General features: G+C 64.6%; 18 protein-coding genes. 8 read left to right on the top strand and 10 right to left on the bottom strand.

Annotation, left to right across the window (positions count from 1 at the left end; all coding sequences use genetic code 11):
• The first annotated feature begins 12 nt into the window (after positions 1 to 12).
• A complete protein-coding gene (locus JI749_RS07390; protein WP_201661657.1) occupies positions 13 to 2172 on the top strand; it encodes a malate synthase G in 2160 nt (719 codons plus the stop codon).
• A 29-nt stretch (positions 2173 to 2201) separates the two neighbouring features.
• Here the strand turns inward: JI749_RS07390 and JI749_RS07395 are convergent, their stop codons facing one another.
• Together JI749_RS07395 and ade are read right to left on the bottom strand one after the other, a co-directional pair.
• Positions 2202 to 3821 carry a CocE/NonD family hydrolase gene (locus JI749_RS07395; RefSeq protein ID WP_201661660.1) on the bottom strand — a complete coding sequence of 540 codons (1620 nt, stop codon included), beginning with the start codon at positions 3819 to 3821 and terminating at the stop codon, positions 2202 to 2204.
• Between the two features lie 4 nt (positions 3822 to 3825).
• Positions 3826 to 5535: an adenine deaminase gene (gene ade, locus JI749_RS07400; protein ID WP_201661663.1), complete on the bottom strand. Its 1710-nt coding sequence runs from the start codon at positions 5533 to 5535 to the stop codon at positions 3826 to 3828.
• Positions 5536 to 5666: 131 nt separating this feature from the next.
• Between ade and JI749_RS07405 the strand changes: the two genes are divergently transcribed.
• Together JI749_RS07405 and JI749_RS07410 are read left to right on the top strand one after the other, a co-directional pair.
• Positions 5667 to 5825, top strand: a complete 159-nt coding sequence (locus JI749_RS07405; protein WP_201661666.1) for a hypothetical protein — start codon at positions 5667 to 5669, stop codon at positions 5823 to 5825.
• Between the two features lie 2 nt (positions 5826 to 5827).
• Positions 5828 to 6826: a DNA topoisomerase IB gene (locus JI749_RS07410; protein ID WP_201661669.1), complete on the top strand. Its 999-nt coding sequence runs from the start codon at positions 5828 to 5830 to the stop codon at positions 6824 to 6826.
• A gap of 2 nt (positions 6827 to 6828) precedes the next feature.
• On the opposite strand, the gene JI749_RS07415 is transcribed toward JI749_RS07410, so the two are convergent.
• The 3 genes from JI749_RS07415 to JI749_RS07425 all read right to left on the bottom strand — a co-directional run bounded on the left by JI749_RS07415 (position 6829) and on the right by JI749_RS07425 (position 10629).
• Positions 6829 to 7494: a GGDEF domain-containing protein gene (locus JI749_RS07415; RefSeq protein ID WP_201661672.1), complete on the bottom strand. Its 666-nt coding sequence runs from the start codon at positions 7492 to 7494 to the stop codon at positions 6829 to 6831.
• Positions 7449 to 8306, bottom strand: a complete 858-nt coding sequence (locus JI749_RS07420; protein WP_201661674.1) for a CHASE4 domain-containing protein — start codon at positions 8304 to 8306, stop codon at positions 7449 to 7451. The genes JI749_RS07415 and JI749_RS07420 overlap by 46 nt, the downstream gene beginning before the upstream one ends.
• Positions 8307 to 8403: 97 nt before the next feature.
• Entirely contained in the window at positions 8404 to 10629 is a 2226-nt protein-coding gene (locus JI749_RS07425; RefSeq protein ID WP_201661676.1) for a putative bifunctional diguanylate cyclase/phosphodiesterase, read from the bottom strand.
• A gap of 182 nt (positions 10630 to 10811) precedes the next feature.
• On the opposite strand from JI749_RS07425, the gene JI749_RS07430 reads away from it, so the two are divergent.
• Entirely contained in the window at positions 10812 to 11858 is a 1047-nt protein-coding gene (locus tag JI749_RS07430; RefSeq protein ID WP_201661678.1) for an NAD(P)-dependent alcohol dehydrogenase, read from the top strand.
• Positions 11859 to 11870: 12 nt separating this feature from the next.
• Complete coding sequence (locus JI749_RS07435; protein ID WP_201661679.1) at positions 11871 to 12656, top strand: SDR family NAD(P)-dependent oxidoreductase; 786 nt, start codon at positions 11871 to 11873, stop codon at positions 12654 to 12656.
• On the opposite strand, the gene JI749_RS07440 is transcribed toward JI749_RS07435, so the two are convergent.
• The gene (locus tag JI749_RS07440; RefSeq protein ID WP_201661681.1) at positions 12620 to 13171 is read right to left on the bottom strand and encodes a GNAT family N-acetyltransferase; all 552 of its coding nucleotides are present in this window, start codon (positions 13169 to 13171) and stop codon (positions 12620 to 12622) included. The two genes, JI749_RS07435 and JI749_RS07440, sit on opposite strands and share 37 nt — an antisense overlap.
• Before the next feature lie 42 nt (positions 13172 to 13213).
• Between JI749_RS07440 and JI749_RS07445 the strand changes: the two genes are divergently transcribed.
• Positions 13214 to 13729, top strand: coding sequence for an MgtC/SapB family protein (locus JI749_RS07445; RefSeq protein ID WP_201661682.1), 516 nt, complete (start codon positions 13214 to 13216; stop codon positions 13727 to 13729).
• Positions 13730 to 13982: 253 nt separating this feature from the next.
• On the opposite strand, the gene JI749_RS07450 is transcribed toward JI749_RS07445, so the two are convergent.
• Positions 13983 to 14480 carry an ANTAR domain-containing protein gene (locus JI749_RS07450; protein ID WP_201661683.1) on the bottom strand — a complete coding sequence of 166 codons (498 nt, stop codon included), beginning with the start codon at positions 14478 to 14480 and terminating at the stop codon, positions 13983 to 13985.
• A gap of 225 nt (positions 14481 to 14705) precedes the next feature.
• Between JI749_RS07450 and JI749_RS07455 the strand changes: the two genes are divergently transcribed.
• Positions 14706 to 16418: a tetratricopeptide repeat protein gene (locus JI749_RS07455; protein WP_201661686.1), complete on the top strand. Its 1713-nt coding sequence runs from the start codon at positions 14706 to 14708 to the stop codon at positions 16416 to 16418.
• Here the strand turns inward: JI749_RS07455 and JI749_RS07460 are convergent.
• Genes JI749_RS07460 through JI749_RS07470 form a run of 3 tightly spaced genes read right to left on the bottom strand, consistent with a single transcriptional unit; the run spans position 16415 to position 19367 of the window.
• Entirely contained in the window at positions 16415 to 16747 is a 333-nt protein-coding gene (locus tag JI749_RS07460) for a DMT family transporter (protein ID WP_201661688.1), read from the bottom strand. The two genes, JI749_RS07455 and JI749_RS07460, sit on opposite strands and share 4 nt — an antisense overlap.
• A gap of 9 nt (positions 16748 to 16756) precedes the next feature.
• Positions 16757 to 18046 carry a UDP-N-acetylmuramoyl-L-alanine--D-glutamate ligase gene (murD, locus tag JI749_RS07465; RefSeq protein WP_201661690.1) on the bottom strand — a complete coding sequence of 430 codons (1290 nt, stop codon included), beginning with the start codon at positions 18044 to 18046 and terminating at the stop codon, positions 16757 to 16759.
• A complete protein-coding gene (locus JI749_RS07470; RefSeq protein ID WP_201661693.1) occupies positions 18036 to 19367 on the bottom strand; it encodes a hypothetical protein in 1332 nt (443 codons plus the stop codon). The genes murD and JI749_RS07470 overlap by 11 nt, the downstream gene beginning before the upstream one ends.
• A gap of 143 nt (positions 19368 to 19510) precedes the next feature.
• On the opposite strand from JI749_RS07470, the gene JI749_RS07475 reads away from it, so the two are divergent.
• Entirely contained in the window at positions 19511 to 19933 is a 423-nt protein-coding gene (locus JI749_RS07475) for a YciI family protein (protein ID WP_201661695.1), read from the top strand.
• The last annotated feature ends 90 nt before the right edge of the window (positions 19934 to 20023 follow it).

Here is a 20023-nt window from a genome sequence, read left to right on the forward strand (position 1 = left end):
AAGGAAGCAATGATGAGCGCGCATCTCACAAAGTCCGGCCTTTCGGTTCACCCTCTGCTGGTCGATTTCGTGGAGAAGGAAGCGCTTCCCGGGACTGCGGTATCAGCCGAGCAATTCTGGAGCGGATTTGCGGCCCTGGTGGCGGAACATGCGCCGACCAATGCGCGACTGCTGGCGCGGCGCGACGAGTTGCAGGCCAAGATCGACGACTGGCACCGCAGGTACGGGCCGGTAGCCAACAATGCCCAGGGCTATGAATTTTTTCTGCGCGACATAGGCTATCTGGTTCCCGAGCCTGACGATTTCACCATCGAGACGAGTGGGCTGGATCCCGAGATTACCACGCTCTGCGGGCCGCAGCTGGTCGTGCCGGTCTCAAACGCACGCTACGCGCTCAATGCTGCCAATGCCCGCTGGGGTAGCTTGTACGACGCGCTTTATGGCACCGATGTCATTAGCCGGGACGGCGAACTGGCGCCCGGCAAGGGCTACAATGCCGCGCGTGGTGCCGCCGTGGTCGAGCATGCCGCAGGATTTCTCGATGATGTCCTGCCTCTGGCTTCGGGCAGCCACCGGGACGTCACGGGTTATCACATCGTCAAGGACGGCGAGACGCGCCATCTCGAAGTCGACACCACAAATGGGCGCACGGGCCTGCGCGATCCGGCCGCGTTTGTCGGCTATGGCGGTACGGAAGCCAGCGGCGAAATCGTGCTGCGCCACCATGGTCTCCATGTGATCCTGGTCATCGATCCCGGCAGCGTGATCGGCGGGACGCATAGGGCAGGCCTGAGCGATATCGTCGTCGAGGCGGCGCTGACCACCATCCAGGATTGCGAGGATTCGGTCGCGGCGGTCGATGCCGAGGACAAGGTTGGGGTTTATCGCAATTGGCTGGGCCTGATGAACGGCACGCTGGAGGACACGTTCCAGAAGGGCGGGCGCACCGTGACCCGCAAACTCAATGCCGACCGGACCTACAAGGACGTCAACGGCCAGCCGCTGGTGCTCAAGGGGCGGTCGCTGCTGCTGGTGCGCAATGTCGGACACCTGATGACCACGGACGCGGTGTTGCTGGACGGCAAGCCCATCGGCGAGGGGCTGATGGACGCAGCCGTAACCGCGCTCTGCGCCATGCAGGACAAGGTCAACAGCACCACCGGCGCCATCTATGTCGTCAAACCCAAGATGCATGGGCCCGAGGAAGTGGCCTTCGCCTGCGCGATCTTTGCGTCGGTCGAGAAGATGCTGGGGCTCGAGCCGCTCACCATCAAGATCGGCATCATGGACGAGGAGCGTCGCACCTCGGCCAACCTCAAGGCCGCGATCTACGAAGCCCGCCAGCGGGTGTTTTTCATCAATACGGGCTTCCTCGATCGAACTGGCGACGAAATCCACACGTCGATGGAAGCGGGCGCCGTCTTGCGCAAGGACGAGGTCCGCTCCGAGAAGTGGCTACAGGCTTACGAGGATCGCAACGTGCTGATTGGCCTGGCCTGCGGGCTTTCTGGCCGGGCGCAGATCGGCAAGGGCATGTGGGCCCGACCGGACGACATGGCGGCGATGATGGCCGCCAAGGCTGCCCACCCAAATGCCGGCGCCAATACGGCCTGGGTGCCCAGCCCAACCGCCGCGACATTGCATGCGCTGCATTACCACCGGGTCGATGTGTTCGAGGCGCAGCGGCGCCGTCACAACCAGGCGGTGCCCGCCTTGAGCGAGCTGTTCTCGATGCCGATCCAGGTGCCGTTCTCCCTCAGCCGCGAGGAAATCACCCGCGAGCTGGAAAACAACGCCCAGGGGATTCTCGGCTATGTCGTGCGCTGGGTGCAGCAGGGCGTGGGCTGTTCGAAGGTGCCTGATATCAACAATGTCGGCCTGATGGAGGATCGGGCGACCTGCCGGATTTCCAGCCAGGCGGTGGCCAACTGGCTGCGGCATGGACTGGTGTCGCGCGACGAGGTGGCTGCGGTCTTCGAACGCATGGCCGCGGTGGTGGACGAGCAGAACGCAGGCGATCCGCTGTATCGGCCGATGGCGGAGAATTTCCAGTCGGTGGCTTTCAACGCCGCGCTTGACCTGGCCTTGCATGGGGCGGACCAGCCGAGCGGCTATACCGAGCCGCTGCTCCATGCCGCCCGGCGCAAGGTGAAGGCGCGCGACGGGAAGTAGGGAGTTACCCCTACAAAGTGGGAGAGAGCCTACACCTCATAAGTCGCGAGTCCGAGTTCTGCGCCGATGATCTCCACGTCATTGGCCACCATCCGCGTTGCCGTCCCCACCGGCTCGTCGGTCCCCAGATTGCGCGCATATCTCGGATGCGCGCCTGAAGACACCTGCAGCCGCAGGCGGTGGCCGGCACGGAAGCTGTGGGCGGCGGCGTGCAAGGTGAAGTCGAGCCACCAACTGCCATCCGGCTCCACCGGCGTTTCCGGTGTCACGCGGATGAGGCCGTCGCAGATGTTGAGCGAAATGCCATCTGGCCCGACATCGCAGAGGCGCAGGAAAAAGTCGGCATGGGGGACACTGGCGCGGGCATGCAGCGTCACGCTGGTCTGGCCTATGATGGTCAGGTTTTCCGCTAGTGGCTCGGAGGTGTAACTCAGCACGTCGCCGCGGTTTTCACGCGGTGCATTGTCCACCGGGCCGGCCCCGGTAAAGGCAAACATATTGCCGCCGACATTGGGGGTGGGGTTGGCGGGGTCATAGCGATAGCGGTCGGGCTGCGTCGTGCCCGAAGGTGTCTGCCCCAGGCCACGGGCGGGCTGGATATACCAGGTTTGCATGGCCGGCGGACCGGGCGGATAGCTGTCATAGTCGCGCCATTCGCCCAGGCCGGTGACGAAGATGCGCACGGGCTTTTCGCGCAGGCCGGAGCCGTCGCCCAACAGCTTGGCGCGCATCCAGGTCAGCGTCTCGCGCATGCTTTCGGCCTGGAGGTCATTGGCGATATGCGTCCAGGGGCCGACCGTCAGATAGGGCTGGTGGCCGAAGGACACCAGCGTCTGGTAGTCGCGCAGTAGCTGGTCGAGCATGAAATCGTGCCAGCCGGAAATGAAGTGGTTGGGCGGCGTCTGTGGCCCCAGTCGATGACGGTGGTCGATGGCTTTCCAGAAGTCGTCATTGCCGATGGCGCTTTCGAACCAGCTTTGCCAGAACGGCACGTCGTGGCCAACGGCGGCCTTGTCCGCGTGGAGCAGCGGCAGGGTCATCGCCGCCCTGGCCGTACGCTTCTCGACACCGCCGGAAAACATGGTGCCGCTCATCTTGAGTGGATTACCGCGCAGGCCTTCGACGACCTGCAGCCAGCTCAGCCACAGGCCCAGGTGGAAGGCGCCGGAGGGGAAGACCACCGACTGGAACTCGGCTGAGGTCACCTTGGTGGCCATGGCCGAGGTTGCGGGCAGCTCGTCGCAGATGGCCCATTGCGCATAGCCCAGATAGGATGGACCGGAGAGGCCAAGACGACCGTCATACCAGTCCTGCGCCTTGATCCAGCGCAGGGTGGCAAGCCCGTCGGCGCGTTCGTTGACCAGCGGATCGAAGTCCCCGCCGGACTTTTCGGTGCCGCGACAGGCCTGCAGCACGACGTGAAAGCCGCGTTCGGCGTAGCATTCAGCGACCGTGTCGAAGCCATGCCGCCCATAGGGCAAGCGCATGAGGATGGTGGGGTGCGGTCCCTCGACGCGCGGAGAATAGACGTCGGTCATCAGCGTCACGCCATCGTCCATCGGCAGAGCGATGTTCCGTTGGCGTGTGGTGCCATAGAGCCGGGGTGGCAGACCGTAGAGCTTAGCTAGTACGAGGCTGCTTAAGCTCATCGCCTCAATCCACGAAGTCGAATTTGTCGACGTCGAACAGGCCGCGATCGGTCATCTTGAGGTGGGGGATGACCGGCAGCGCGAGGAACGCGACCTGGAGGAACGGTTCGGGGAGCACGCAATCGAGCGCATAGGCTGCCTCGCGCAGCGCGTGCAGGTCATGCGTCACCTCCTCGAACGGCTTGTCGCTCATCAGGCCGGCAATGGGCAGCGCCAGTTCAGCCGTGACCTTGCCACCATCGGCGACCACGAAGCCGCCATGCAGTTCGATCAGGCGATTGACCGCCACGGCCATGTCCTCGTCGGTCGCACCGATGACGGTAATGTTGTGGCTGTCATGGCCAACCGAGGAGGCGATGGCGCCGCGCTTGAGGCCGAAGCCGCGTACGAAGCCGCGGCCGATATTGCCGTTCCTGCCGTGCCGCTCGATGACGGCAACCTTGAGCACGTCGGCCTCGAGATCGGGCTGCAGGCCCTTTTCGGTCGTGGCCAGCGTGGCTTCGTCGCGGAAGGTCAGGATCAGGCCCGGCTTGACGCCGATGACCGGCGTGCTGTTCCGGCCGGGCTTGGGCTGGGCGATGAAATCGTCTGGTGAGACCGGCTTGGCCTTCATCGAGGAGAGGCCAACGGCGGCGACGGGCTGGCGCGCGGTGAAGAGATCGGGGCCAACCAGCCGACCGCCGGTAACGACGTCGGACACGCGGCAATCCTCTAGGCTGTCGAGCAGGGCGATATCGGCGCGCCAGCCGGGCGCCACCAGGCCGCGATCGCGCAAGCCGAAGATGCGGGCGGCCGAGTGGCTGGCGGCGCGATAAACATGGTGCAGCGGCCGGCCCATGGCGATCAGCCGGCGGATGGAGCTGTCCAGGTGCCCTTCCTCGGCAATATCGAGCGGGTTGCGATCGTCGGTACAGAGCGCCACGAAACTCGAGGTGTTTTCGTCGAGCACTTCGGCCAGCGCCTTGAGGTCCTTGGAGACCGAACCCTCGCGGATGAGGATGGCCATGCCCTTGCTGAGCTTCTCGCGCGCTTCGGCGGCCGAGGTGGCCTCGTGGTCGGTACGAATGGCGGCCGCGAGATAGCCATTAAGCGCAGTGCCGCGCAACAGCGGGGCGTGGCCGTCGATATGGCCACCCTGGAAGGCGACGAGCTTGGCGAGGATACCGGGATCGGCATTGAGCACGCCGGGAAAGTTCATCATTTCCGCGAGGCCAATCACCTTGGGATGGGTGCGGAACGGCTCGAGGTCAGCGATTTCAAGCGCCGCCCCCGAGGTTTCAAAGCCGGTGGCCGGCACGCAGGACGAGAGATTGACACGTATGTCCATCACCGTCTGCTCGGCGCAGTCGAGGAAGTAGCGGATACCCTCCGCGCCCAGCACATTGGCGATTTCATGGGGGTCGCAGATCACCGTCGTGACGCCATGAGGCAACACGCAGCGGTCGAACTCATATGGGGTGACGAGCGAAGATTCGATGTGCAGGTGGGTATCGATGAAGCCGGGGACGGCGAAGCGGCCATTGCCATCGATTACGGTCTTGCCCTCATAGCGTGCATGGGTGCCCACGATACGGTCGCCGACAATGGCGATGTCGGTTTGGGTCACCGCGCCTGTGATGACGTCGAGCAGTCGCACATTCTTGATGACGAGGTCCGCCGGTTCCTTGCCCTGTCCAGCCATGATCATGCGGGTAAGGGTGGCGGCACTGGTCATGGGGCTATCCTGCGTGGTGGTCATGTTCGAAGGTCAGCCTCGGCGCGGGCGGCGTCAAGGCCCGGCGGCGCGATGTCGCGGAACCGGCTTGGCGCGCGCACCGTTGCAACGGCACAAGCAAGGAGAGCGTCATGGAAACCTATGACCCCAACAAGAGCACGACCGAAGTTCGCCAGGCCAGCCCGCGCAAGATGAATGCCCGCGTCTTGGTGACCTCGCTGATCGGCGTCGTCGTGCTCTTCGCCATCATCTACACGATCTATACGCTCACCCAATCCAATCCGACCTGACCATGCGTCTCATCAAGATCGGCCGGAAGGACCTGACCCTCGTGCGCCAGCGCAGTGGCAAGGGATTCTGCTACCGCGACGCGGACGGCGCCCTGGTGTCGGACGAACCGACGCGCGCACGCATCAAGGCTCTGGGTATTCCCCCGGCCTGGCGCGAAGTGCGGATTGCCGCCCATCCGCGGGCGCATATCCAGGTACTCGGTGTCGATGAAGCCGGCCGCGACCAGTATATCTATCATCCGGATTGGGAAGTGCGCCGCGACAGCAAGAAGCAGAAGCGGTTGGCGGCGCTGACCGCGGCTCTGCCGCGCCTGCGCCGCAGGATCGAGGCGGGACTGGCCGCCGAGGCGGGCAGCCGGGCGCTGGCGCTCAACATCGCCGTGGCCTTGATCGACCGCACGGCCATGCGCGTCGGTCGCGAAAAATATCTCGAAACCAGTGGTACGCGCGGCGCCGGCACGCTCTATTCGCGTGATGCGCGGGTCAATGGCGATGAAGTCTGCTTCACCTTCGACGCAAAGGGTGGCAAGCGGGCCCAGTATTGCCTTACCGATGCCAGGCTCGCCGATGCCATCCGACGCATTCAGGCGCTTCCGGGCAAGCGCCTGCTGGTGTGGCGCGACGAGACCGGTACCGTGCGGCCGATCAAGACCGAGGCGATCAACGCCTATCTGAGGGAACTCGCCGGCACCGAGATTTCCGCAAAGGATTTCCGCACGCTGCATGCCAGCGCGCTGGCGGCCGAGGCTTTGGCCGGCATGGAGGTGGGCAAGTCCGAGACCGCGCGCCGTCGCCAGATGGGCGAGGTGGCGCGGCATGTTGCTGAAGTCCTGCGCAACACGCCCGCCATTTCGCGCAAGTCCTACATCGCGCCATGCCTGTTCAAGCTGTTCGATACCGGCAAGCTCAAGCCCATGTGGGAAGCGGCGGGGAGGGGCGGCGCACCCGGGCTGTTGCAGCGGGAAAAGCGGCTGGGCGCCGTGCTGGCGGCTGTGGGCTAGGTTCAGGCCGTCCCGAAGGCCTGCCGCACCCGTGCGTCCAGCAGAACCGGATGGCCTTCAGCCATGGCGGCCACAGACAAGCAATAGCGGTTCCTGCCGCCGGCCTTGGCCTGGTAGAGGGCGTCGTCGGCGCGCGCCACCAGGTCCGCATCGGTCCGCGCCAGATCCGGGGCAGTGGCGATGCCGACGCTGACGCCGATCTGGATGGTCTGTCCCGAAATGTGGAAGGGTGGCTGCAAAGCATCGATGACGCGTTGAGCCAACCGCGCCGCATCGTCATGGGTCGTGATTCCAGGCTGGATGATTGCAAATTCGTCGCCCCCGAGCCGGGCTAGCGTGTCGGCCGGCTGCAACGTCGTGGTGATGCGTGCGGAAGCCTGGCGCAGCAATTCGTCGCCGGCCTCATGGCCCAGCGTGTCGTTGACCTGCTTGAAGCGATCAAGATCGAGTGCCAGCAGGGCCAGGCGTGGCTCGCCGCGCGGCAGGTTGCGCATCGCGGTATCCAGCCGGTCGCGGAACAGGGAACGGTTGCCCAGCCCGGTCAGCGGATCATGCAGGGCGCGATGCTGGGCCTCGGCCCGCTCCGACTGCAACTGGGTCGAAGCGCGCTGCAGGTTGCGCATCAAAACGAGGATGATCGCGCCGGTGACGACGAGGGCGCCCAGCAAAGCCGGGAGGGTGTCATTGAGAATACGGGCGCCGGGGCGGTCGGGCTGCCATTTGACCAGGTGACAGGCTCGCCGGCCTTGTTGCGCACGGCGAAGCTAGCCTGTGTGTCGATCGCGTCCGGACCGGTCTCGAAGCGGGCGTTTTCAAACAGGTATTGGGCTTCCAGTTCACCCGCCAGGACATCGTCGAGCAGTACGACGGAGACGAGGATCGGCTCCTCCCCGACAGGGGCAAAATCGGTGCTGACATCGAGCAGCATGGGCATGACGCTGACAATGGCGGGTCGGCCCTCGACCAGGGCGACGTCCATGGCCGATGGCGGGGCTTCGCCGATGAAGTTGTTATAGGCGTCGATTGCAGCCTGGTTGTCGATGGAGTGCAGTTCCTCGATCAGCGGAGCGAGGGTTTCGCGCACCAGTTCGACCGACTTGCCCGGCACCTGTCCGCCGTCGCGCATGGCGTAGACCGGCTTGCCGCCTGCGTCGAGCAGGTAGAGTCGGCTCTGGCCATGGATGTTGAAGGCTGTGGCGCCGATATTCTCGTTGAGCCAGTCGACATCGCGCCCGGCCACGGCCTCCACGGCTTCGTCCCAGACGGCGAGCTCCTCCTGGCCTGCCGGAACCGCGGCCATCTGGTCTGCGATCGCCTGTTCAAGCAGCCGCGTCTGCCGGGCCAGTGCCTGATCGTCGGCGCGACCGACCGACCAGGCGACGAAGCTGGCCACCGTGCCTATCGTTACCAGGATGGCAACGACGATGGGCAGCATCACCTTGCGCGAAAACTGCCAGTTTGACGTGTTCGATTGCGACATGACGCCTGTCCCCCGACCGTGGCCGGGAGTGTCGGCCCGCTCGCTTAGCGGCTGGTGAATCCACCAGCGGTGCCGCGAATCGCAGTTAATGGAGCTTTCACGCGGCCTTAATGCGCCGGCGGCGCTCCGGCGCGTTGGCCTTGTCGGCGAAGATGGCGGTGATGCGATCCTCGGCGACGCCGCCGGAAAACAGGAAGCCTTGCAGTGTGTTGCAGCCGAGGCGTCCCAAGATGGTGGCCTGGGGCTCGGTCTCGACGCCTTCGGCGGTCACCTCGATATCCATGGCATGGGCCAGGGTGACGATGGCCTGGGTGATGGCGACCGAGACGTGGCCATCGGCCAGCTGCATGACGAAGGAGCGGTCGATCTTGATGCGGTCCACCGGGTAGCGCTTGAGGTAGCTCAGCGAGGAGTAGCCGGTGCCGAAATCGTCGAGTGCGATGTGGATGCCGGCGGCGCGGAAGGTCCGCAGGTTCTGCGCCGATGTATGCTCGTCATCGAGCAGGATGGACTCGGTGATTTCCAGTTCAAGGTCGAGCGGCCGCATGCCGGTTTCGCGCAGGATGTCGAAGACCTGAATGGAGAACCGTGGATTGCGCAGCTGGGTGGGCGAGATGTTGACGGCGATGGTCCGGCCCGGGGCCTTGGCGCCGAGCGCACAGGCACGGCGCAGCACGAATTCGCCCAGGGCTTCGATGAGGCCGGTATTTTCGGCGACTGGGATGAAGCGGGCCGGCGAGATGTTGCCGTATTTGGGATGGTTCCATCGCGCCAGGGCCTCGGCGCCGATCACCTTGCGCGTATGCTGGTCGATCAGGGGCTGGAAGGCCACAGAGAGCTGGTCGTCGCGCTGCAGGGCTTCGCGCAGCTCGCCCTCGATGGTGTGCTGCAGCTGCAGCAGCTCGTTCATGTGCTCTTCGTAGACCACGGCGCGATTGCGCCCGCCCGCCTTGGCCTCGTAGAGCGCGATGTCGGCCTTGCGCACCAGTTCGCGCGGCTCGGCGCTGCCGCCGGTGGCGTTGACGATGCCGATGCTGACGCCGACATGGGCCTTGTAGTGGTTAAGGTCGAACGCCTGGCCGATGGACTCGATGATGCCGGAGGCCAGTCCGCCCAGGTCGGCCGACCCGTCCGGCGAAACCAGCAGGATCCCGAATTCGTCGCCGCCGAGCCGCGCGATCATGATGCCTTCGCCGACCACGTCGCGGATGCGCTGGCCGACGGCGCAGATCAGTTCGTCGCCGGCCTGATGGCCCAGCGTATCGTTGACCTGCTTGAAGCGGTCGAGATCCAGCATCAGCAGGGAGAGTTGCGTCCCCGCGCCCTGGCTATCGGCGAGGACCTTGGCCAGGTGGACATCGAAGCCCATGCGGTTGGGCAGGCCCGTCAGCCGATCGTGGGCCGCTTGGTGTTCGGCATTGCGCCGTCCAACTTCGAGCGCGGTGGACGACCGGCGCAACTGGCGGAGCAGCAGGAAGACCAGGATCGCGGCGACGGCAAAGGCCACGGCCAGGGCAGGGCCTGTCTGGCGCAGCATGGTCAGGCCAGGGCGGTCGCGTTCCCAATCGAAGAAGGCAACGAAGCGTCCGGCATTGTTCAGGATGGAGCGGGTGGCACGATCGGGGTTGTCGACGCGCACGAGACTGAAATTGCCGTCCTCGAACAGATATTCGCTGTTGAATTCGGTCGCGGTGCTGCCATCGAGAAACTCGACGGCCGCCAGCAGCGGCTCCGTGCCCGGCTGCTGGACGATGGCGCCCGTGTCCGAGACGATCGTCATCACGCTCACAATGGCGGGCAGGCCTTCCACCACGGCGAAATCGGAGACCGAAACGGGAGCAGGCGGGCCATCGGGGACGGCAAAGGCCGGGCTCCGTTCGCGCACGCGGTTGACCAATTGCTGGACGGGGCTGGCAATGCGCCGATAGTTCTGCGACTCGACCGAGACGCCGTCCTCCATCATGTAGAGGGGCTGGGCGATGTCATCGAGAACGACGATCCGGTTATGGCCAAAGAACTGGTACATCCAGCGACCGACATTGCGGTCGACCCAGTTCTGGCTGAACATCAACTTGGTGTTGACCACCGTGTCGTCGCGCGCAGCTACGCTGGCCAGCTCGTGTTCGAGCCCAATCCGGCGCGCCTCGATGACATGCTCGAACATGGTGCTCTGCCGCTCGAGGGCTCTCGCGTCGATGTTGGCGGTGGACCAGAAAACGAAACCCAGCACGGCGGCTGCGGTGATCACCAGGGCCAGGACGACGGGCAGCAGGACAGCGGCAGAGAACTGCCAACGTTCGATTGTCGAGCTCTGGGACTGCATCAATTGTCCGGTTTCGTGCCTCGTGGAAAGCGAACATAGCCCGGATGGCCTTGCGGACTGGTTACCGGAGCGGGGGCTGGTAAAACGATTTATCGCGAACGCCTTTTGTCGGTTCCTGCCTTCGCGGCGGCCAGGTTGTGGTTTAGAACGGCACCATTCCTTCCCCATCCCGGACCCTAGAGATGACCAAAGTTCGTGCGCTTGTCCTCGAACGCCAGCACGAGTTGGCCCTGCGCGATATCGACCTGCCGCTGGAAACCGGACCCGGCACGGTCAAGATCGCCATCCACACCGTCGGCGTGTGCGGCTCTGACGTGCACTACTACACCCATGGCCGCATCGGGCCGTTTGTGGTCAATGCCCCGATGGTGCTGGGGCATGAGGCGGCCGGAACGGTGACCGAGGTTGGCGCCGGTGTCACTCATCTCAAGGTCGGCGACCGCGTCTGCATGGAACCGGGCATCCCGGACGCCAATTCACGCGCCAGCCGCCTGGGCATGTACAATGTCGATCCGGCCGTGTCGTTCTGGGCCACGCCGCCCGTGCACGGCGTCCTGACGCCGGAGGTGGTGCATCCCGCCAATTACACGTTCAAACTGCCCGATCATGTCAGCTTTGCCGAAGGCGCCATGGTCGAGCCGTTCGCCGTGGGCATGCAGGCTGCCAGCAAGGCCAGGATCGCACCCGGTGATACGGCCGTGGTGCTGGGCGCCGGTCCGATCGGCACCATGGTCGCGCTGGCGGCGCTGGCCGGTGGCTGTGCGCGGGTGATCGTGGCCGACCTGGCCCGGCCCAAGCTGGACATTGCTGCGCAATATCAGGGCATTATCCCGGTCAATATTCGCGAGAAGAACGTAGTGGAGGCGGTCGCTGGCCTCACCGATGGATGGGGCGCGGATGTCGTGTTCGAATGCTCGGGCTCGCCGCATGCGTGGAAAACCATCATGGACCTGCCCCGGCCGGGTGGCGCCATCGTCGTGGTGGGTCTGCCGGTCGAGCCCGTGGCGGTGGATATTGCCGGGGCCTCAGTCAAGGAACTGCGCATCGAGAACGTGTTCCGCTATGCTCACCAATATGATCGGGCCATTGCGCTGATCGCGTCCGGCAAGGTGGACCTCAAGCCGCTGATCTCGGAGACTTTCACTTTCGAGGATGCCAAGGCAGCGTTCGACCGCGCGGTGGAGTCACGACCAACGGACGTCAAGCTGCAGATCAAGGTCGCGGGCTAGGAGGAGGCGGATATGGACTTGAACCTGCGCGACAAGGTGGCCGTCATCACGGGTGGCACTGTCGGTATCGGCCTGGCAATCGCCGAGGGGCTGGCGGCTGAAGGGGCAAACCTGGTGCTGGTCGGCCGGAACAAGGAGCGGACCGAGGACGCTGCCGTGGCGGTAGCCCAGAAATTCGGCATCATTGCCACGGCCGTCGCCGCAGATGTCGCGACGGCCGTGGGGTGTGATGCGGTCATCAAGGGCACAAGCAAGGCCTTTGGCGGCGCCGACATCCTCATCAACAATGCCGGCACCGGCTCCAATGAGACCATTGCCGAGGCCGACGATGCCAAATGGCAGTATTACTGGGACCTGCATGTGATGGCCGCCGTGCGGCTGGCGCGCGGGCTGGTGCCGTCGATGAAGCGGCGCGGTGGGGGCGTCGTGCTCCACAATGCCTCCATCTGCGCCGTGCAGCCGCTTTGGTACGAGCCGATCTACGACACCACCAAGGCCGCGTTGATGATGTTTTCCAAGACCCTCGCCAACGAGGTGGTCGGCGACAACATCCGGGTCAACACGGTCAATCCGGGCCTTGTCCTGACGCCCGACTGGATCAAGACGGCCAAGCAGATTGCCGGCGAGGATGGCTGGGAAGCCCACCTCCAGGGCGTAGCAGACGAGGCCGGTGGGATGAAGCGCTTTGCCACGCCGGAGGAGTTAGCCAACTTCTTCGTCTTCATGTGCTCGGACAAAGCCAGCTACTCCACCGGCAGCACCTATTTCGTCGACGGCGGCTGGCTCAAGACGGTGTAACCTGGCGCCGACTTGTCCAGTTTAAGTCGAAAGCGGGTATAGGTGTCGAACACGGCGACTTGAGCAAAGCCCAGTCGTTGCAGCAGGCGCTCGCTCCGAACATTTCCTCCGGTCACGCCCGCATAGACTTCCGAGGCGTGCAGGTCCTCTCGCGCAAATCGCAGCAATGCCGCCAGTACGTGTGTGGCATAGCCGGAGCCGGTGGCTTGCTGGGCCAGCCAATAGCCTAGCCCGTATCGGGGCGGGGCCACGGGGTTGAGATCGGCCCGGCCGATCAGCTGACCGGACAGGAAAATGCCGAACCGATGCTGACCGGGAGCTCCAAGTTCGTCTGCCAATGTGTCGACCGGCGCCCTCACCAGGTCGAGATAGTCGCCATGTGCTGTTAGATGGGCACGATTGGCTTGCACCACCGTGTGGAGCGATGCTGCATCTTGCGGCAAGAGCGCGCGGAGCGTGAGTCCGTAGACAACAGTCTTCAGCATGGTGTCATCATCCGGAACCAAGGCCGTCATTGCGGGTTTTCCCGTTAGCGTCACAAATCCCGGAAGTCTGCCATGGATGTCGGCAACGAATTCGGTTTCGTTCAGACCTATCTACCCCAACATATCATTGCCATTCGCCTGCTCATTGCCGCCGCGCTGGGCGCGATGATCGGCTTCGAGCGGGAGTGGAATACTGCCGAGGCCGGATTGCGCACGCATATCCTGGTCGCCATGGCGGCAGCCTTGTTCACCGTCCTGGCCTTCGAGATCTATCACACGATCGATACCGGTGCCGATGGCTCCCGGGCGGACCCGATCCGCGCGGTCGAGGCGGTAACGGCGGGCATTGCGTTCCTGGGCGCGGGCGCGATCTTTCGAGATCGCGGCAGCGTACAAGGGCTGACGACCGGAGCGGGCATGTGGTTGGCCGGAGCAGTCGGGGTCGCAACGGCCCTGGGCTACTACGTCATTGCCTTGGGGGTCGCATTGCTGGCCGTCATCGTGCTCGCATCCCTCCGGGCGCTCGCCCACAAGATCATCGGCCATGATGCGGACGCAGTTGCAGCGGGCCGCGGGGAGAAGCGTTAGTCCTCGGCATCGGCGCTGAGGGACGAGCGCGCTGCCAAATGCTTCTCCCCCCGTGCGGGCACGACCGGGAGGTGTCGCGACCGCGCCCACGCGCCAGCCCCCTTGGAGTAGGACCGACGCCCTCCTCAGCCGCTCTGCAACGGACCAAAGAGGAATGGAGTGGCCGGAGGGACGCTTGGGAATGCAGGAGCGGTCCGAAAACCGTCATGCAGCGTTCCTGCCGGCCGAGGCATGCAACCTGTGGACGCAGGCGTTACATGCCAACCGCATCCAGGCGCTGATTGCGCGCCCAGAAACTGACTATGCCTGCTGCTTCGCGCCGGTAGGCGTCGCGGTCAGCATGGCGAAAGAACACGCCCGAGGCGCCGGCCTCGTGCAGGGCCTCTCGGCCTTGGCGATCCAGTGGCGGTGCCATCACCACCACCGGCACACCCTTCTGGCGGGCCAGCGCCTGGATCGAGGAGACGAATTCCAGGCTGGCATTGCTGTGGGCCTTTAGGTCCACGATCAGAAGTCCGGGCCAGTCGGCTGCCGGATCGCTGAGGATCCTGGCCAGCGCCAGCCGGCCATCCATGGCGCCGCCGAGCCACTGCACGTCCGGCGAACCATGCGCCAGCAGCATCCGCGTCAAGAGCAGTGCGGAATGCTGGTCATCATCCACCAGCGCCAAAAAAGGCACGCCGTCCAGGTACTCGCTCAAAGCACACCTCGTTGCCATGCCCGCCGGCACGGCAATGATAAGGAAACTCACGCCAGCATCCCGAAGGACGACCGGCGACACGGTTCTACACTAGGTGGTCAATTGGCTTCGGACCGGGGCCTAACCGGCGCGAAGCGACGTCGGGTATTGAACGCCGACAGCGGCCGTATGATGCAATCACCGCCAACAAAAAAGGCAACTTAGGTAAAGTCGACGTAACACAGTCTTGTGTTTTACATGTAAATCGTCACAATCCCGGATCACCGGGAGGCGAGATTGACCGATGCTGCGCCGCAGAACAAGGCAATCCACCTGGCACTCGAGCGCCTGCTCGCGTGGCCCGATATTGCGCGCTCCCCGCAGCTCAGCCGTTTCCTCGCCTATATCGTCGAGCGAACACTTGAAGGCAATGAGCAAACCATAAAGGCTTATTCCATCGCGGTCGACGTCTTCGGGCGACCGTCGGATTTCGATCCGCAGGCCGATCCGATCGTCCGGGTTCAGGCCCGGCGACTGCGCGCGCTGCTCGAGGATTACTATAACGGCCCTGGCAACGACGAGACCGTGCAGATTCACCTGCCGGTTGGTCGCTACGTGCCCGAATTCGTGGCTGCACCGGAACCGCATGTTGCCCCGGCCGCGGCTGAAAATGTGGAGAATCACGCGCCGCCGCGCCGCGGCCCGCGCCTTGGGGGGAGGTGGCTCGTTCTGGGCGCGGTGCTGCTCGGGCTGGCAGTGGCGGGCTATGGCTTGAGTGCCTGGTGGCGCAATGCGCCTGGTGCCGGTGGCGCCATCAAGCGACCGACGGTTGCTATCGTCGAGTTTCAGGACCTGTCGTCCCCGGATACCCCGTCTCCCCGCGTGTCCGGTCTGGCGATCGAACTGGTGACCGACTTGGAGCAGTTCGGCAATATTGAGCCCCGCTATGGCGCGCAGGGCGAATCGGCTGGCCTGCCGGCCAGCGACTATGTGCTGACCGGCATTGCCCGGCCGGACGGGGACGTGCTTCGCTATAGCGCCATCCTGACGGAGGGCCGAACCGGGGCCGTGATCTGGAACCACACCGTGGCGCTTGGAGCAGGCGAAGCATTGGGCTCCGACGTGCTCGATCGGGTTTCCAGGTCGCTCAGCCTGCTGCTGGGCAGTCCGCGCGGCCCCTTGCACATGGCGGCACGTCAATACCTCGCCTCGGCTGCTGGTGGCGACAGGGGAATCAATCCTTACCTGTGCCGTGTCTTGTTCGACCTCTACCGCGAGAGCGGCGGCGCTGGTGCGGCCGAGCGGGCCAGCCAGTGCTTCGCGGCGTTGCCCGAGGCCGATCGGGGCAGCGCGGGCGCCTTGGCCGCCACGGGCATCCTGCTCGCGGAACAACCAGGCGCGGTGGACGGCACCGGGTCGGCCATCGATCGGCAGCGCGCGGCAACATCCGACCTCGAGCGCGCCATGCAGCTCGATCCGCTCAGCAGCTTCGTCTGGGAGCAGCAGGCCCACCTGCATGAGGCCGTGGGCGACCTGGCGCGGGCCAGAGCCGAATATAGTTCCTCGTTGCAACTCAATCCGGCGAGCGTCGATGCGCTGGCGGCCTATGCCCGGCTGCTGTCTCTTGCGGGCAAGCTGGATGAAGCCGAACCCCTGTCGATCGACGCGGTCCAGGGGTCGCCCAATCCACCGGCCTGGTATCAAGGCGTGCCAACCCTGCTGGCCCTGCGCGACGGCGATTTCGTTGCGGCGACGGCCAGTGCGGAGCTCTATGCGATAGCCGATCCGGAGCTAGGGCCGATCCTGGCTATCATGGCGGGGCAGGGCTCGGGCGACAGCGCGGTCGTTGGCCGCTACCTGCCCGAAGTGTTGGGCGTGCCAGCCTTCCGCGCCCAGGGCATCCTGCCACGGCTGCGCGAGCGCATCGAGGACGAGGTGTTGATCGGTTCGATCCGCGAGGCGCTGGTCAGGGCCGGCGTGCCGGCCGCTGCGATGATCCGCGCTTTCTAGTGGGCCGAGGATTGCGAGAAGAGGTTGATCACCAGCACACCGGCCAGGATCAGGCCCATGCCGATCAGCGCAGGCAGGTCCAGCGACTGTCCATGGACGAAATAGGCGATCACCGAGATGAGGACGATGCCCGCACCCGACCAGATGGCGTAGCCGATCCCCACCGGGATGGTCTGCAGAGCCAGCGAGAAAAAATAGAAGGTGATGCCATAGCCAACGACCACCACGAGGGTGGGAACGAGTTGGGAGAAGCCGGCCGAGGCGCGCAGGAATGAGGTGGCGACCACTTCCCCGACAATCGCGATGGCGAGATAGAGCAAGCCGGGCATGATGGCTCCTCAGCCGAAAATGGCTTGCGCCAGGGCAATGAAGCGCTGACCGCGCTCCTCGAAATTCTTGAACTGATTGTAGGACGGTGCGCCGGGCGACAGAATGACCGCGTCAAAATCGCAGCGCCGCGCATGCAGGATCTGCATTGCCGCCTCGAGATCGGGCTCGGCGAAGACGACGATATGGGGGGCAGCGGCGCGGGTCGCCGTCGCCAGCCGGGCGCCGGTAACCGGCAGGCAGACCAGCGTTGTCACCCCATACCCCGCCAATAGCGTGCTCAGCTCGCCGTAATCCTGCTCGCGTTCATGGCCACCGGCAATCAGTGCCAGGCGGTAGCCCCGGTAGGCGGCGAGGGCCGCCTTGGTGGCTTCGGGCGTGGTGGAGATCGAGTCGTTGACAAAGATGGTGCCGCCGAACTGATGTTCTTCGAGCCGGTGCGGCAGGGGCTGGAAGGCGGCGATGCCCCGCACGATGCCGTCCAGCCTGGCCCCGGCGGCCAGCGCGATCTGTGCGGCCAACCGAGCATTGTCCAAGTTATGCGCACCCTTGAGGCGCGAGCCCAGCACCGCCTTGTCGATGGCGGCCGATTGCTCGGGCGTCAGTTCGCCGAGCAGCCGGCGATGGTCGCGCACCGCCGCAGCCACCATGGCGTTGCCCTTGGCCGCCGCGCCCAGCGCCACCGGAAACCCGCCATCGCGATCGATCAGGTGCAGCTTGTCCTTGAAATAGCGGTCGATCGAGCCGTGCCAGTCGACATGCTCGGGATAGAGATTGGTGATGGCCGCGATGTCGGGCAGGAAGGCCATATCCGAAGTCTGGTAACTGGACAGCTCGAACACCACGACCGCATGACGGTCGGCGATTTCCAGCGGTGCCACGCCGACATTGCCGGCCAGGCCCGCATCGATACCGGACTTGCTCAGCATCAGGTGGACCAGTGTCGCGGTGGTTGATTTGCCCTTGGTGCCCGAAATGGCAATGACCGTGCGACCGGCCCGATAGGCCGAGCCCCATAAATTGAGGTTGGACGTTACCGGGATACCGGCGTCGCGGGCGATGTCGAATACGTCCTTGTAGCGCGACACGCCGGGGCTTTTTACGATGAGCCCGAAGCGATGGGAACGAATGGCGTCCGGCAGGTCGGCCGGGGCGATGGCCTCGGTTTCGGGGATATCGGCGGTGCCGCTGTCGACGGTGACGAAGACCTTGAGGTCGGGCTGACGCGCCTTGAGGAAGGCGCGGGTCGAGCTTGCCTCGCGCCCGGCGCCATAGAGCAGGACCGGCTCCTCAAACCGCATAGGCAGCCACCTTGGCGGCCAAAGCCGGCGGAATGTGGTGATCGTGGCTGTCGGTGAGGCATTCGGCCATGGCCAGTTGCAGCTTGGGTTCGCCGTATTGGGCGAAGAGGTCGGCCTTGACGGCCTTGACCACGGCGGCGTCATGCCAGTCGGCATGGCGGGTGAGAGTATAGAGGCAGGCCGCCGCCTCCAGGATTTCCCCCACGCATTCCCAAGGCTTCTGCCCGGCCAGCCCGGCCAGTTCGCGGAACGAGCCTTCGTTGGCCTCGATATCGAGCAGGTTCTTGCCGAAGATGGACAGCAGGCGATCCTTGGCCATGAAGGGCGCAAAGATCAGGAAGACGAAGTGACATTTGGGGCATTCGCCGCACCAGAGCGGCCCGTCATTGCCCGTCAGCCGGAAATTGCGGTTGCAGCTCGAAAACACATGATCGAACTTGCTCTCATGGGTGAAGAGCGAAGCGATGCGCGCCTCCGAATAGGGGCGCAGCAGCGAGAAGTATTTCAGCGCGCCGCCGGTGGCATCGCTCAGGATGGAGGCGATCAGCAGCTCGAAGCCGAGCGACTTGGAATATTGGTGATTGGTCTCGCGCCCGTCGAAGGTGACATTGCCTTCGCTGGCCGAACGCTCATTGCTGAGCACGATCTGGTTGTAGCCATAGAGGAGGGCACAAAGCGCCGCGATCATCGAATTGATGGCGGTGGAGGGGACGTGGCCGTTGTAGTAGCCCGGTTCCTTGCCCAGCCGGATCATTTCCGGGTCGAGGGTCCGAGTCACATAGACCGGCGGCGTACCGATCTTGTCGACCGAAGTCAGGATCGGCCCCTTGGGGTTGACGGCAAAGGGCGTGAACGCAACGCCGGCATGGGTCAGGAGATCAACGCTGACCAGCGAATCCTTGCCGCCGCCGATTGGCAGCAGCGTGCGATCAGGCAAGGCCGGGGCCGGCTTGCTCGCCTCGACGTCATGGGGCGCGTGCAGCTCCAGCTTGCCGAAGCGCATGAGGTTGTTTCGGGCATAGAATTCGCCCAGCCCGTTTTCGTAGACGTCTATGGCGAAGGCGCGCTCCGCCTCTGTGAGGGCAATATTGGGCGCCACGATTTCGAAAGGCGCCCGGAGCTTGAAATAGCTCACGCCCAGCACGACGGCAGTCAGGTCCAGCAACTTGCGGAAAGCCGGGCTCTGGGCACTGGCCGCATCGGCCCCCACGGGAAGGCCCAGGGTTTCGACGAAATGCAGGCCGTCCAGGCCATAGCCGAAACTGGCCTTGCCCGTCGCCGGGTCGAAGGTCGGGCGTTCGATGAGAAATTGTTCGGTCAAGACTTGGATCACTCGCGGGGTTGGCTCACCATATAGGTGATTTGCGGGCGTGGCGGGAGTGGGGCCTTCCCTGTCGAAACCCGGCGGCCTCGTTCGTCGTCTCGGCATGAGGGTCATGGGGCCCCAAACACGGAGAAGCTGTCATGCGCGTTGTGGTTTTCGTCAAGGCGACAGAGGAAAGCGAAGCCGGCAAGATGGGGTCGAGCGAATTGCTCGAGGCCATGGGCCGCTACAATGAAGAACTGGTGGATGCCGGGATCATGCTGGGCGGCGACGGCCTCAAGCCCTCGAGCCTGGGCAAGCGCATCGGTTTCGACGGGGCCAAGCGCATCGTCATGGACGGCCCATTTGCCGAGACCAAGGAGCTGGTTGCCGGCTACTGGATCTGGGAGGTCCGCGACATGGACGAAGCGGTTGCCTGGGTGAAGCGCTGCCCCAACCCGATGTTCGGCTACAGCGAAATCGAAATTCGCCCGGTCTACGAAATGAGCGACTTCGCGGAGATCATGACGCCTGCAGCCGAGGAAGTCCACGACCGGGTCCGTGACAAGATCGAAGGCCAATAGGGCGTATGGCGCCCATCGGGGCGGGCTGACCTCCGGGCTTGCCTCGATGCCAAAAGGCCGATCAGATGGCGTCAAAATCCTGAGGAGGAC

Origin of the sequence: Devosia oryziradicis (assembly GCF_016698645.1) — a bacterium.
Taxonomy (GTDB): domain Bacteria; phylum Pseudomonadota; class Alphaproteobacteria; order Rhizobiales; family Devosiaceae; genus Devosia; species Devosia oryziradicis.